Origin of the sequence: Sanguibacter suaedae, from assembly GCF_016342785.1 — a bacterium.
GTDB classification, from domain to species: domain Bacteria; phylum Actinomycetota; class Actinomycetes; order Actinomycetales; family Cellulomonadaceae; genus Sanguibacter; species Sanguibacter suaedae.
In genome coordinates this window covers 34,019-48,070 of record NZ_JAEINH010000002.1, presented here as the reverse complement: position 1 = coordinate 48,070, position 14,052 = coordinate 34,019, and the positions used below count along the sequence as shown (strand labels likewise).

The 14,052-nt window shown below is 73.3% G+C and carries 10 protein-coding genes; 5 read left to right on the top strand and 5 right to left on the bottom strand.

The features are described 5' to 3' along the window. Positions 1–10: 10 nt before the first annotated feature. From JAV76_RS02540 to JAV76_RS02520, 5 genes are all read left to right on the top strand, one after another. On the top strand, positions 11–1,708 hold the full coding sequence (locus tag JAV76_RS02540) for a bifunctional 3'-5' exonuclease/DNA polymerase (protein ID WP_372403092.1): 1,698 nt from the start codon (positions 11–13) through the stop codon (positions 1,706–1,708). 83 nt (positions 1,709–1,791) lie between these two features. Further along, entirely contained in the window at positions 1,792–2,814 is a 1,023-nt protein-coding gene (locus JAV76_RS02535; protein WP_198732463.1) for a LacI family DNA-binding transcriptional regulator, read from the top strand. 225 nt (positions 2,815–3,039) lie between these two features. Further along, entirely contained in the window at positions 3,040–4,062 is a 1,023-nt protein-coding gene (locus JAV76_RS02530; protein ID WP_198732462.1) for a 3-oxoacyl-ACP synthase III, read from the top strand. After that, a complete protein-coding gene (locus JAV76_RS02525; RefSeq protein WP_198732461.1) occupies positions 4,062–6,830 on the top strand; it encodes an alpha/beta fold hydrolase in 2,769 nt (922 codons plus the stop codon). The genes JAV76_RS02530 and JAV76_RS02525 overlap by 1 nt, the downstream gene beginning before the upstream one ends. After that, complete coding sequence (locus JAV76_RS02520; protein ID WP_198732460.1) at positions 6,827–7,795, top strand: NAD-dependent epimerase/dehydratase family protein; 969 nt, start codon at positions 6,827–6,829, stop codon at positions 7,793–7,795. Before JAV76_RS02525 ends, JAV76_RS02520 begins: the two co-directional genes overlap by 4 nt. Positions 7,796–7,821: 26 nt before the next feature. Here JAV76_RS02520 and JAV76_RS02515 read toward each other — a convergent pair whose 3' ends face one another. The 5 genes from JAV76_RS02515 to JAV76_RS02495 form a co-directional block, all read right to left on the bottom strand. Further along, positions 7,822–8,052 carry a zinc ribbon domain-containing protein gene (locus JAV76_RS02515; RefSeq protein ID WP_198732459.1) on the bottom strand — a complete coding sequence of 77 codons (231 nt, stop codon included), beginning with the start codon at positions 8,050–8,052 and terminating at the stop codon, positions 7,822–7,824. 28 nt (positions 8,053–8,080) lie between these two features. Then, positions 8,081–9,715: a glycoside hydrolase family 43 protein gene (locus tag JAV76_RS02510; protein ID WP_198732458.1), complete on the bottom strand. Its 1,635-nt coding sequence runs from the start codon at positions 9,713–9,715 to the stop codon at positions 8,081–8,083. Between the two features lie 13 nt (positions 9,716–9,728). Further along, positions 9,729–12,131, bottom strand: coding sequence for a beta-xylosidase/alpha-l-arabinosidase (locus JAV76_RS02505; RefSeq protein ID WP_230401787.1), 2,403 nt, complete (start codon positions 12,129–12,131; stop codon positions 9,729–9,731). Between the two features lie 68 nt (positions 12,132–12,199). Beyond that, positions 12,200–13,084 (bottom strand): carbohydrate ABC transporter permease, encoded by an 885-nt coding sequence (locus JAV76_RS02500; protein ID WP_198732456.1) that lies wholly within the window; start codon positions 13,082–13,084, stop codon positions 12,200–12,202. Further along, entirely contained in the window at positions 13,084–14,046 is a 963-nt protein-coding gene (locus JAV76_RS02495) for a carbohydrate ABC transporter permease (RefSeq protein ID WP_198732729.1), read from the bottom strand. The genes JAV76_RS02500 and JAV76_RS02495 overlap by 1 nt, the downstream gene beginning before the upstream one ends. Positions 14,047–14,052 lie beyond the last annotated feature (6 nt).

The window sequence follows — 14,052 nt, the reverse complement described above, 5'->3', positions numbered from 1 at the left end:
GTCGGTGACTCTGCACGACGTCGAGGTGGCGTCGTCCACCGACGGGTCGCCCACCGACGGGTCGCCCGACGACGGCACGGTGCTGGTCCTCGACAGCACCCTGGTGCCGGAGGCCGACCTCCCTGACGTCGTCCGCGAGCGCGAGGCGGCGCACGACGCGCCCCGGTGGGTGTGGGCGGACACCGCGGCGGTGTACCCGTCGTTGCTCGCGGCCGGGGCACGGGTGGCGCGCTGCTGGGACCTGCGCCTGTGCCGGACGATCCTGCGGAACAGCGCCCTCACGGCCGGGACGTCGTACGCGTCGGCCCCGCGGGGGCCCTGGGACGAGGCCCGCGCGGTCGCCGTGCAGGACGGTCTCTTCGACCTCGCGCCGCGCGTCGCCCTCGACGCGGTGGCGGAGCTGCGTGCACAGCGCGCGGCCCTGGCGCAGGCAGTGGCCGACGACGGGAGTCCGGCGTCGGGTCGGCTCGGTCTGCTGCTGGCCGCGGAGTCCGCGGGTGCGTTGGTCGCGGCGGAGATGACATTCGCGGGCGTGCCGTGGGACGCGGCGGAGCACGACCGGATCCTCGCGGAGGTCCTGGGGCCTCGGCCGGTGGCCGGTTTCCGGCCCGCGCTGCTCGAGGCGAAGCTCGCGGAGGTCCGCGAGGCTCTCGGCGTGACGGACCTGAACCCGGACTCGCCGGCCGAGCTGTTGCGCCAGCTGCGCTCGGCGGGGCTGCCGGTGACGTCCACGCGGTCGTGGGAGCTGCGGGAGGTGGACCACCCGGCGGTCCGACCCCTGCTCGAGTACAAGAAGCTGTCGCGACTGCTCACCGCGAACGGGTGGCACTGGCTGGACACCTGGGTGAAGGACGGACGGTTCCGGCCCGTGTACGTCCCCGGCGGCGTGGTCACGGGCCGGTGGGCGTCCGACGGCGGTGGTGCCCTGCAGCTGCCGCACGCCGTCCGCGGTGCGGTGCGTGCCGACCCCGGGTGGTCGCTCGTCGTCGCGGACGCCGCCCAGCTGGAGCCGCGCGTCCTCGCGGCGATGTCCGGGGACGACGCCATGGCCCGGGCGGGGCAGGCGGCCGACATGTACGAGGGGATGGTGGCCGCAGGGGCGGTCGGGACCCGGGAGCAGGCGAAGTACGGGATGCTCGGCGCCATGTACGGGGGCACGAGCGGCGAGAGCGGGCGGATGCTCCCCCGGCTGACGCGCGCCTACCCGCGGGCCATCGGTCTCGTGGAGCACGCAGCGCGTGCGGGCGAGCACGGCGACGTGGTGAGCACGTGGCTGGGTCGCACGTCGCCCCGGCCCGCCACGATGGCGGAGCGGGCCGGGGAGGGTGGCGCGTCGGACGCCGACCAGGCCCGCGACGAGGACCGCGCCCGGGCGCACGCCCGCACCCAGGCGCGCACCTGGGGTCGTTTCACGAGGAACTTCGTGGTGCAGGGCTCGGCCGCCGAGTGGGCGCTGTGCTGGATGGCGACGCTCCGCGGGCGCCTCCACGCCCTCGGCGGCGACTCGGGGACCGTCACCGCCGGGCCGCACCTGGCGTTCTTCCTCCACGACGAGGTCATGGTCCACACCCCCACGCACCTGGCCACCGAGGTGACGCGAGCCGTCGAGGAGTCAGCCACCGAGGCCGGGCGCCTGCTCTTCGGGGACACGGCCGTCGAGTTCCGCGTGAGCGTCGCGACGGTCGACCGGTACTCCGACGCGAAGTGACGGCGCGGAGGTTCTCGCACTCCTCCACCTCACGCCGAGCGTCGCCCCCCTCTCCCGCCCGACCCAGACCCTAGGATCGACACATGCCATCCCGGGTGACCCTCAACGACGTCGCCCGCGAGGCCGGCGTGTCCCTCGCGACGGCGAGCCGGGCCATCAACGGCAACAAGAACCGCAAGGTGCGCGAGGACATCCGCGAGCGCGTCCTCGCCGCCGCGACGCGCCTGCACTACACGCCGGACGCCACGGCACAGGCCATGGCACGGGGCGCGACGACGACGCTGGGCCTGGTGGTGCACTCGATCACCGACCCGTACTTCTCGGCGATCGCGTCGGGCGTCATGGTCGCGGCCGAGCGCCGCGGCCTCGTGGTGACGCTGGCGAGCACGCAGTCGAACGCGAACCGTGAGGTGGAGCTCGTCGAGCTGCTCCACTCGCAGCGAGCGCGATCCGTCATCGTGGTGGGCGGGCGGCGCGACGACGACGTCGCGCTCGCCGCCATGACGGACGTGCTGGGGCGGTTCCGTCGCGCGGGGAACTCGACGGTGCTCGTCGGGCAGCCGCTCCTCGGCACCGACACCGTGACCATCGACAACACCGGTCCCGCGACGCAGCTCGCCCGCGACCTCCACGGGCGCGGGTACCAGGACGTCGTCGTCCTCGCCGGGCCGGCCGACCACCTCACGGCCCGCGAGCGTGCCGGCGCCTTCGCCGACGCGTTCCGGGAGCTGGGCGGCACCGTCGACGTGGCGCACTCGCGGTTCACGCGCGACGGGGGCCACCACGCGGTGCGCACGGTGCTGCGGCGGTACCGGCCGGAGCTCGTGTTCGCCGTGAACGACGTCATGGCCCTCGGTGCGCTGGCGGGCCTCACGGAGGCCGGGCTGTCCGTGCCGCACGACGTGGGTCTGGCGGGCTTCGACGACATCGACGGCCTGCAGGACGTCACGCCGCACCTGACGACCGTGCACCTGCCGTTGCACGACATCGGCATCGCGGCCACGGACCTGGCGTTCGCGGCCCCCGCCCCGGACCCCCGCGTGGTGCGTGTCAGCGGGACGGTGGCGCTGCGGGCGTCGACCCCGGGACCGCGTCGCGCGGTGTGATCCGCGTTACCAGCAGGGGCCCACGAGTCGTCGGACTCCGGGTGTTTTCGGGCCGGATGACCGCCATGCCCGGCCCTTCCTCCCTGAATCGCCACAACCTCTCCCCGCAGTGCTGTGCGACTCCCCAGGGCGTCCGCGGGGCGCGGGTGGCAGAATCGAGGTCGCTGTCGAGTGCCCTGGCGGCGCACGGGGGCGTTTCGGGATAACGGTGAAGAAGGACGTGAAGTGAACGGGAACGCAACATCGGTGCACCGCAACGTGGCGCTCTTGTCGCTCGCGACGACGCTCGCCGAGCGGGTGACCACCTCCGCACAGCTCGACGAGCGGCTCCGGCCGGTCCTCAAGCGGCTGCGCATGCCCACGGGTCTCCTGCAGCGCGTGGCCGGCGTGCACGAGCGCCGCAACTGGTCCGAGGGTCAGACCTTCGAGACCGCGGCCATCGCAGCCGGGGAGAAGGCCCTCGCCGAGGCCGGCATCGAGCCGGGCCAGGTGGGTCTGCTCATCAACACGTCGGTGACGCGCAAGCACCTCGAGCCGTCCGTGGCCGTGCGCATGCACCACGGGCTCGGTCTGCCGTCGTCGGCCATCAACTTCGACATCGCCAACGCGTGCCTGGGCTTCGTCAACGGCATGAGCCTCGCCGCGAACCTCATCGACTCCGGCCAGATCGAGTACGCCGTGATCATCAACGGCGAGGACGCCGACGAGATCCAGGACAACACGATCGAACGCCTGGGCCGTGAGGGCATCGACCGCAAGGCGTTCATGAGCGAGTTCGCGAGCCTCACCCTCGGGTCCGGTGCCGCGGCCGCGGTCCTCGGCCCGGCCGACCGCCACCCCGGCGGCCACCGCATCCTCGGGGGCGTCACCCGGGCGGCCACGCAGTTCAACGACCTGTGCGTGGGCAGCGTCGAGGGCATGTTCACCGACGCGAAGGCCCTCCTCAAGGGCGGCATGGAGCTCGTGGTCGCCGCCTGGCACGAGGCGAAGAAGGACTGGTCCTGGTCCGGCATGGACCGGTACATCCTCCACCAGGTGTCCGACGTGCACACCGACGCCATCGTCAAGGCCGCCGGTCTCGACCGCTCCAAGGTGCCCGTGACGTACTCGAAGTACGGCAACGTGGGCCCCGCGTCCATCCCCATCACCCTCTCCGAGGAGGCGTCGACCCTCTCCCCCGGTGACCGGGTGCTCCTCATGGGCGTCGGCTCGGGCCTCAACACGGCCATGATGGAGATCGCCTGGTGATGGACCGACTCCCCGCCGCCGCACGCGCGACGGCGCCCGCCAGCCTGCCCCCCGCCCACCTCGTCGGGCTCACGCCGGCGGACTCGCGGCTCGTCACCGCCACCGAGACGGGCGCACCCGACGGGTCGACGCACCCCGACGAGCGCACCGGCGGGACCGAGCGCACCTGGCACGTCCTGGACAACGGTGCGCGCCTGGACGCCCTGGGCGTCGCACCGGTCGGCACCATCCTCTGCGTCCACGGCAACCCCACGTGGTCCTACCTGTGGCGCGGCCTCGTCCAGGCAGCCACCGACGCGGCCGCCGCGGGCCACGACGCGTGGCGCGTGATCGCCGTCGACCAGCTCGACATGGGCTTCTCCGAACGCACCGGCGTGCCCCGGCCCCTCGCGCGCCGCGTCCGTGATCTCGCGGACCTCACCGAGGCCCTCGACCTCACCGGCCCGGTCGTCACCTACGGTCACGACTGGGGTGGCGTCGTCTCCCTCGGGTGGGCCGTGGACCACCCCGAGCTGCTCTCCGGCGTCATGCTCCTCAACACCGCCGTCCACCAGCCCGAGGACCAGCCCATCCCCGCGCCGCTGCGGCTCGCGCTCGGCCGCGGCGTCCTGGGCCGGGCGACGGTCACCACCCCCGCGTTCCTCGAGACGACGCTCGCGATCGCCCACCCGCCCCTGGCCCCCGCGGTGAAGGCCGGGTACCGGGCCCCGTACCTGGACGCCGCCCGACGCGGGGGCATCGGCGGGTTCGTCGCCGACATCCCCGTCGACGCCCAGCACCCCAGCACCCCCGAGCTCGACCGCATCGCCGAGGGCGTGCGCGCCCTCACCGTGCCCGCGCTCATGCTCTGGGGACCGCGCGACCCCATCTTCTCGGACCGCTACCTCGACGACCTCGTCGACCGGATGCCGCACGCCGACGTCCACCGCTTCGAGGGCGCCGGGCACCTCGTCGCCGAGGACGTCGACCACGCGTCCGCGGCCCTCACGTGGCTCGGCGACCAGCGCGCCGCCGCGTCCTTCACGGAGCACCCCGCCGCGACGGTCACCGCGACTGCGGCACCTGCGCCGGGCACGGACCGCGACGCGGATGCGGACAGCACCACCGGCCCGATGTGGCAGCACCTCGACGCCCTCGCGGACTCCCCTGACACCGCCCTCGTCGACATGGCCCCGGGCACCGGTCCGGCCCCGCGCATCGTGTCGTGGCGACTCCTCTCGCGTCGTGTCCGGGAGATCGCCGCAGGTCTGGTGCAGGTGGGGGTGGAGCCCGGCGACCGCGTGTCCCTCCTCGTGCCGCCGAGCGCCGACCTCACCGCCGTCGTCTACGCGTGCCTGCGCATCGGGGCCGTCGTGGTCGTCGCCGACGCCGGGCTCGGCGTCCGGGGCCTCACGCGTGCCGTCCGCGGCGCGTGGCCCGACCACGTCATCGGCGCCCTGCCCGGCCTCACCGCCGCCCGCGCCCTCGGGTGGCCCGGGCAGAAGATCTCCACCGTGCCCCTCGCCCCGGCCGCCGCGCGTGCCCTCGGTGTCGCGCACACGCTCCACGACCTCGTCGACCTCGGTGCCGAGGGTGACCTTCCCGCCCCGCCCGAGCCGTCGGCCACCGCCGCGGTGCTCTTCACCTCGGGGTCCACCGGGCCCGCCAAGGGCGTCGTCTACACGCACGCCCAGCTGTGCGCGGTCCGCGACGTCCTGTCCGCCCAGTACGGGATCGGCCCCGGCACCGGTCTCGTGGCCGGGTTCGCGCCCTTCGCGCTCCTCGGACCCGCCCTGGGCACGCGGTCGGTGACGCCCGACATGGACGTCACGTCCCCGCGCACCCTCACGGCCCCGGCCGTGGCCGCAGCGGCAGCGGCGGTCGACGCGACCGTCCTGTTCCTGTCCCCTGCGGCCCTCGCCAACGTCGTCGCCACGGCCGACGGTCTCGACGCCGCCGACCGCACCGCCCTCGCCGGTGTGCGGACGTTCCTCTCCGCCGGTGCGCCCGTCCCCGAGCCGCTCCTCGCCGCGGCCGGGCGGCTCATGCCGAACGCGACGCCGCACACGCCCTACGGCATGACCGAGGGCCTGCTCATGACCGACATCTCCCTCGCCGGCATCCACGACGCCGCCACGAGCGCCGCGGCGACCGCCAGGCCCGCCGGTGGGGTGTGCGTCGGCCGGCCCACCGGGCCGGTCCGCGTGCGCATCAGCGCACTGGACCCGACCGGCGCCGCGACCGGTGACCTCACGGACGACGCGGACGTGACCGGGGAGATCGTCGTGTCCGGCCCGCACGTCAAGGACCGCTACGACCGTCTGTGGCTCACGGAACGCGCCAGCAGGCGCACCGACGGGTCGTCCGACGGGGAGCGCTGGCACCGCACCGGTGACGTCGGGCACCTCGACACCGAGGGCCGGTTGTGGGTCGAGGGACGCCTGGCGCACGTGATCGTCACGGCCGACGGCGTCGTCACGCCGGTGGGCCTCGAGCAGCAGGTCGAGGCCCTCAGCGGTGTGGACCGTGCGGCCGTCGTGGGCGTCGGCCCGCGCGGTACGCAGCAGCTCGTGGTGGTCGTCGAGACCGTTCCGGGTGCGCGACGGGTGTCGCTCGCATCGGTGGGTCTCGCGGCACAGGTGCGGTCCGCGGTGGACCGGCCGGTCGCAGCCGTCCTCGTGGTGCCGCAGCTGCCCACGGACGTGCGGCACAACTCGAAGATCGACCGCGCGCACCTGTCGGCGTGGGCCGGCACAGTGCTCGCCGGTGGCCGGATGAGGCGCCCGTGAAGGTCCTCGTCACCGGCGCCAGCGGCCTCCTCGGCGGCGCCGTCGCCGCAGCGGTCCGCGACGCCGGCCACGACGTGCGGACGTTCCAGCGCAGGCCGTCGGGCGTGACGGGCGTCGAGGACGTCCTCGGGTCCGTGACGGACCGGGCCGACGTGGAGCGTGCCGTCGCGGATGTGGATGCCGCGATCCACCTCGCGGCGAAGGTGTCGTTCGCCGGGGACCCCGCCGACTTCGTGCGCGTCAACGTCGAGGGCACCCGCACCCTGCTCAGGGCGCTCCGGCGGGCCGGGGCGGGGCGCCTCGTGTTCGTGTCCTCCCCGTCCGTCGCGCACGCCGGGGAGTCGATCGTCGGGGACGACGCGTCGCCCGCGGACCCCGAGAACGCACGCGGCGACTACGCGCGCACCAAGGCCCAGGCGGAGGTCCTCGCCCTCGCGGCGGACTCACCGGAGCTCCGCGTCGTCGCGGTCCGCCCGCACATCGTGTGGGGGCCGGGCGACACCCAGCTCGTGGAGCGCGTCGTGGAGCGCGCCCGCGCCGGGCGGCTGCCGCTCCTCGACCACGGTGCCGCGCTCATCGACTCCACGTACGTGGACAACGCCGCGTCGGCGATCCTCGCGGCGCTGTACCGCGTGGACGCCGTGCACGGCAACGCGTACGTCGTGACCAACGGTGAACCGCGCCCGGTGGCCGAGCTCCTCGCGGGCATCTGCGCGGCGGCCGGGGTGCGGGCGCCCGCGTGGCGCGTCCCGGCCCGCGTGGCGCGGGCGGCGGGGAGCGCCATCGAGGGCGTGTGGCGCGTGCGCCCGGGCGAGGACGAGCCGCCCATGACACGGTTCCTCGCCGAGCAGCTCTCCACAGCCCACTGGTTCGACCAGCGCCGCACCCGCACCGACCTCGAGTGGGAGCCGTCGGTGAGCATCGACGACGGGCTCCGGAGGCTCGCGGCGCACTACCTTCCGTAGGGCCGCGCGCTACGGAAGGCTGTCTGCTACCGGTTCTGGGCGGCGCCGAGGACTGCCGGCGCCCACTCTCCGCCGCACACGGTGCACCGCACGCTCTCCTGCCCGGACCCGAGCGGGAAGACCGGGATCCAGAAGACGTGGGCCCAGGTGCGGGTGCGGGCGTGCTCGTACTCGCGGGGCTCGAGGCAGAAGGGGCAGGAGAACGTCCCGGCACCGATGGCCGAGCGGCGGCGACGCGTCCCGAAGAAGAAGATCATCCGCTCAGGCTCGCACGCACCACCCGGGTCAGCACGCGGGGACGTACTCGAAGCGCTCCACGTGGGCGACGGTGCTGGTCGGTGCACCGTTGCTCGTCGCGAACACCCCCACCCACAGGCCCACGAACCCGCCGACCGTCATGCTCTCCAACGCCCGGCCATCGACCACGGCCACCTCCACCGGTTCCACCCTTGGGGACCCGACGAGCAGCGCGTAGTCCTGGCCGCGCGCCCGCACCGCGAGCACCACCGCGTCGTCCGTGTCGTCCGCGTCACCGGAGTTGCCTGCATCGTTCCCGTCGACGGACCCGGACGACGCCTCGAGCGTCGCCTCGCCGACGAGCGTGTCGACACCACCACGACGATGGACGGCGACCACGCGCCGCCCACCCTCGGCTCCCTCGGGACCGTCCTCCGGTCCCCCGGTGAGGAACACCCGCACGTGGTCGTCCTCCGACTGCCGCACCATCAGCCCCACGTCCTCTCCGTCGGCGAGCGCCACGCGCACGGTGGCACGGACGTCGACGTCGGCGTGCTGCTGGCGCACCCCGAGGAACGCCGACGCCACGGGTTCGGTGGGCGCCGCGGGGAGGAGCCGGACGTCCCAGCCGTCGCCGCGGGGCGTCGCGAAGGCGCCGGGCAGGCCGCGCACGGACGTCCACCGGGGATCGCCCGGGGGGACCACGCCCGACGTCGCGCCCTGGGTCACCCCGAGAGGACCGGTGCTCGCGAAGGGCACCTCGACCTGCGTGGTGACGCGGCCGACGCCGGGCGCGAAGACGGGCCAGCCGTCCTGCCACTCGACGGGCACGAGGAACGTCTCGCGCCCCAGGTTCACGTGGAGACCGCCGTAGGGGCGCATCGCGAGGAGCAGCGCCCACCAGGAGCCGTCGGGCCCCTGGACGAGGTCGGCGTGCCCGACGCCGACGACGTCGCACCCCTGGCCGAGGTGACGGTGGGTGAGCACGGGGTTCCCCGCGTACCCGGTGTAGGGGCCGGTGACGGCGTCGGCTCGCGCCACGCACACGGCGTGGTGAAACTCGGTGCCGCCCTCGGCGGCGAGCAGGTAGTACGCGCCGTCGTGCCGGTAGATGTGCGGGCCCTCGGCCCACACGGCGCCGCGCACCGCACCGTTCCAGACGACGCGCTCCGGCCAGACGAGGGTCATGGTCGCGGGGTCGAGCTCGCGGACCCAGACCTCCGTCTGGTCGGGCCACTCCGGTGACGCGGGGCCGCGGGTGCCGTGCGCCCAGACCCGCCCGTCGTCGTCGAAGAACAGCGACGGGTCGATGCCGTCGACGTCGAGCCACACGGGGTCGGACCACGGCCCGGCGGGGTCGGTGGCGGTGACCACGAAGTTCCCGCCCCGTGCGCCCTCACGCTGCCCGAGGAAGGTGCACACGAGCCAGAACGTCCCGTCGTGATGACGGAGCGTCGGTGCGTAGAGACCGTCGGACGAGGGGACGCCGTCGTGGTCGAGCATCCCCGGGCGGTCGATGACGAACCCCACGTGCTCCCAGTGCACGAGGTCCCTGCTGCGGTGCACGGGCAGGCCGGGCACGTACTCGAACGTGGACGACACGAGGTAGTACTCGTCCCCCACCCGGCACACGCTCGGGTCCGGGTAGGTGCCCGGCAGGACCGGGTTGTGCACCGTGCTCACTGCTCCTCCGTGCTCACAGGGCCTCCGTGCGGACGTCGACGATCCGGGTGTCGGCCCCGGTGACGACGTGCGTCCCGCCCGTGACGGCGAGCGTCGTGCGCGCCGTCGCGTGACCCGGCAGGTGGGGCCTCGGCTCGAGGGTACCGGTCGGGATGGCCCCCTCGGTCGGGTTCGTCACCGGCGCGCCCGGTGCGCACGCCTCGGCGTGGGCACCGACCCAGACCTCGACGTCGCCCGGCTCCACGACCTTGACCATGCCGCGGTCCGTGAAAGCCAGCCGGGTGGTGGGCACGGTGAACGTCACGCGGACCGACGCCCCCGCCGGCACCGGGACGCGCGCGTACCCGAGGAGCTGCACCACGGGCCGCGGGACGGACCCCACGACGTCGTGCCCGTACAGCTGGACGACGTCGTCGCCCGTCACGGTCCCCGTGTTGGTGACCGTCACCGCCGCCGTGAAGGTGCCGTCCGCGGTGACCTCCGGGTCGACCACGAGGTCGGAGTACGTGAAGTCCGTGTAGGACAGCCCGAACCCGAAGGGACGCAGCGGCGTCGGGTCGGTGGCGGTGACGTCGGACGGGCCACCGAGGACAGGGTGGAGGTACGAGTAGGGCATGGCGCCCGACGACCGCGGCAGGGACACCGGCAGCCGGCCCGAGGGGACCACCCGCCCCGTGAGCACGTCGGCGACGGCCAGGCCGCCGCACTCGCCGGGGAAGAAGGCCTGGAGGACGGCCGCGGGGCGCGGCCCCTCGCCGTCGAGCGCCCACCCCACCGCGTAGGGACGCCCGGTGAGCATGACCATGACGACGGGTGTCCCCGTGGCGACGAGCGCCTCGACGAGCCGGCGCTGCACGCCGGGGAGCTCGAGCGACTCGGAGTCGTTGCCCTCCCCCACGGTCCCCCGGCCGAAGAGTCCGGCCTGGTCACCGACGACGACGACCGCGACGTCCGCGTCCGCAGCGGCAGCGACCGCGTCGGCGATGCCCGACGTGTCGTCACCCTCGACGGCGCACCCCTCGGCGTGGACGACGTCGGTCGCACCGCCCCCGGGACCGGTGAGCACCGACCGCAGCGCGTCGAGCACCGTCGGCATGTCCAGCCCCTGCTCTGTGCCGGGGTGGTGGGGAAGGACGTGGTTGACGAAGGAGTAGCACCCGAGGAGCGCCTCGGCGCGGTCGGCGTTGGGGCCGACGACCGCGACCCGCGCCGGGCCCGAGCCGCCCGTGACGAGAGGGAGGACCCCGTCGTTGGACAGGAGCACCACGGACTCCTCGGCGAGCCGACGGGCGAGCGCCCGGTGGTGCGGTGCGTCGAGGTCCACGTCCGTCGGCGGGCCGTCGTCGAAGGCGTCGGGCTCGAGGAGCCCGAGGTCCTCCTTCTGGGCGAGGACGCGCAGCACGGCCCGGTCCACGTACGCCTCGTCGAGCAGCCCGGCCCGGACGCGGTCGGCGAGGGGCTCGAGGTAGGCGTCGCCGGTGGGCAGCTCGACGTCGATGCCCGCCCGGAGGGCGAGCGCCGCCGCCTCGCCGCGGTCGGCGGCGACCTTGTGCATGACCTCGAGGAACGCGACGGCGAAGTAGTCGGCGACGACCACGCCGTCGAAACCCCACGTCTCGCGCAGGAGCGTCGTGAGGAGCTCGGCGCTGGACGCCACCGGGACCCCGTCGACCTGCGCGTAGGAGTTCATGACGGACCGGACACCGCCGTCGCGGACGGCCATCTCGAAGGGCGGGAGGTACGTGTCGGCGATCTCCCGCGGCCCGGCGCTCACCGGGGCGTGGTTGCGCCCGGCCGCGGAGCCCGAGTACCCCACGAAGTGCTTGAGCGTGGCGTGGACGCCCGCACCCTGCAGGCCCTGGACGAAGGCCGTCCCGACGGTCCCCACGAGGTAAGGGTCCTCACCGATGCACTCGTCGACCCGCCCCCAGCGGGGGTCGCGGACGACGTCCAGGACAGGGGCGAGCCCCTGGTGGACACCCAGCTCACGCATGGACGCACCGACGGCCTCGCCGACCTCTCGGACGAGGGACGGGTGGAACGCGGCCCCCCACGCGAGGGGCGTCGGGAACGTCGCAGCCCGCCACGCCGCGAGTCCCGTGAGGCACTCCTCGTGGACGAGCGCGGGGATGCCGAGGCGTGTCTCGCGGACCAACCTGCGCTGCTCGGACCACAACCACACCGCCCGCTCGGCGGGGTCGACGGGCCGCGTGCCGTAGACACGCGTGTAGTGGCCGATACCGTGCCGGGTGATCGCGGCGAGCGTCCCGCCGTCGTCCTGGCCCGCGGCCATCTCCGACTGCATGGGCGCGACCGTGCCGTTCTGGTCGAGCCAGTAGCCCACCACCTGGGCGAGCTTCTCCTCGAGGGTCATCCGTGCGTGGAGGGCGCGCACGCCCTCCGACACCACGGGCATGCCGGGGACGACGTCGGTCACGGGTAGCTCCTGGGAGGACGTGGGGGTGGCGGGCTCGGGCACGGCGCTCATCCCTTCACCGCCCCGGTGAGGCCACCGACGATCCGACGCTCGAAGAGCGAGAAGAAGATCAGGGCAGGGATCATGGACAGTGACGTGAAGGCGAGCACGGACGCGGTGTCCACGGAGTACTGCGACGCGAACGACTGCACGCCGAGCGGGACCGTGTACATCGACGAGTCGTTGAGGATGAACAGGGGCAGCATGTAGCTGTTCCAGCTCGCCACGAACGCGAGGATGCCGACGGTGACGACACCCGGCAGGGACAGCGGCACCACCATGCGGAAGAAGAACCCGAGCCGGCTCGCCCCGTCGATGGACGCGGCCTCCTCGAGCTCCTTGGGGATGGCCCGCAGGAACGGCACGAGGATGATGACGGTCGTCGGCAGGGAGAAGGCGATCTGCGGCAGGATGATGCCCCAGTGGGTGTTCATCAGCCCGAGCTCGCGCACGAGGATGTACAGCGGCGTGATCGCCACCGTCATGGGGAACATGAGGCCCGCGGCGAACAGCGAGTACATGGCGGAGCTGCCCCGGAAGTCGTACCGGGCGATGACGTAGCTCGCCATGACGCCCAGGACCACGACGCCGAGCGTCGTGAGGATCCCGACGAAGGCGGAGTTGCCCATCTGCTGCCAGAACGTGGAGTTGGCCAGCACGTCGGCGTAGTTGCCCAGCTGCCAGGGGCTCGGGAAGCCGGACGGGTCCAGGGTGATCTGCGAGTTGGACCGGAAGCCGCCCAGCACGATGAAGAGGACGGGCGCGATGCACACGCCGACGAAGACGTACGCGACGAGGTAGGTGTACCAGCGGGCGTGGCTGAGCCCCGAGCCCTTCTTCCGCGGCTTGACCGGTGTCGTCGTGGGTGGCGGGGAGACCGCGATGGCTGCCATCACTTGGTCCTCTCGGTGAGCGCGCCCGCCATGTCGCGGCGGAGCACGAATCGCTGGTAGACGAGCGCGATGACGAGCGAGATGAGGAACAGGACGACCGCGACAGCGTTGCCGTACCCGTAGTTCCCCGACATGCGGCCCTCGCTGACCATGTAGATGGCCATCGTCGAGGTCCCTGCGGTGGCGGAGACGTACTGGCCCCAGATGATGAAGACGAGGTCGAACAGCTGGAGGGAGCCGATGATCGACAGGAACGCCCAGATCCGGATGGTGGGGCCTAGGAGCGGGAGCGTGATGCTCCGCTGCATCTGCCAGTAGGACGCGCCGTCGATGGCCGCGGCCTCGAAGAGCTCCTCGGGGATGCTCTGCAGCCCGGCGAGGAAGAGGATCACCGCGAAGCCGATGTACTTCCACGAGATGATGAGCATGAGCGACCAGATGGCCACGTCCGGGTCGGACAACCACTCGACGGTGCTGTCCGCCAGCCCCATCTTGACGAGCAGGTCGTTCACGGCGCCGTTGGTCTGGAGCATGAGGCCCCACCCGGTCCCCACGATCACCTCGGAGATGACGTAGGGCACGAAGATGAGGACGCGGATGATCGACCGTCCGCGCATCTTCTGGTTGATGAGCAGTGCCAGCGCGATGGCCACGGGCCCCTGGATCACGAGGGACGCGACCACGATGAAGCCGTTGTTGAGGACCGCCTCGTGGAAGGCGGAGTCCTTGAAGATGATGAGGTAGTTGTCGAGGCCGACGAAGTCGGTGGGAGGCCCGAAGCCCTTCCACCGGTAGAAGCCGTAGTAGGCGGCCATGACGACGGGGAAGATGACGAACGCGAGGAAGACGATGATCGCCGGTCCGGAGAGGAGCGCGATCTCGAGGTGCTTGCGCCAGTCGGTCGGCCTGCGGCGCCGAGGCGCGGTGGTGGGGGACGGCGTCCGTGCGCCGTCCCCCACCACCGGACG

What these genes read in the sequence shown, in the direction of transcription:
- JAV76_RS02535 (WP_198732463.1), top strand. Translation starts at nt 1,792, where the DNA reads ATGCCATCCCGGGTGACCCTCAACGACGTCGCCCGCGAGGCCGGCGTG.
- JAV76_RS02525 (WP_198732461.1), top strand. Translation starts at nt 4,062, where the DNA reads ATGGACCGACTCCCCGCCGCCGCACGCGCGACGGCGCCCGCCAGCCTG.
- JAV76_RS02515 (WP_198732459.1), bottom strand. Translation starts at nt 8,052, where the DNA reads ATGATCTTCTTCTTCGGGACGCGTCGCCGCCGCTCGGCCATCGGTGCC.
- JAV76_RS02505 (WP_230401787.1), bottom strand. Translation starts at nt 12,131, where the DNA reads ATGCCCGTGGTGTCGGAGGGCGTGCGCGCCCTCCACGCACGGATGACC.
- JAV76_RS02500 (WP_198732456.1), bottom strand. Translation starts at nt 13,084, where the DNA reads ATGGCAGCCATCGCGGTCTCCCCGCCACCCACGACGACACCGGTCAAG.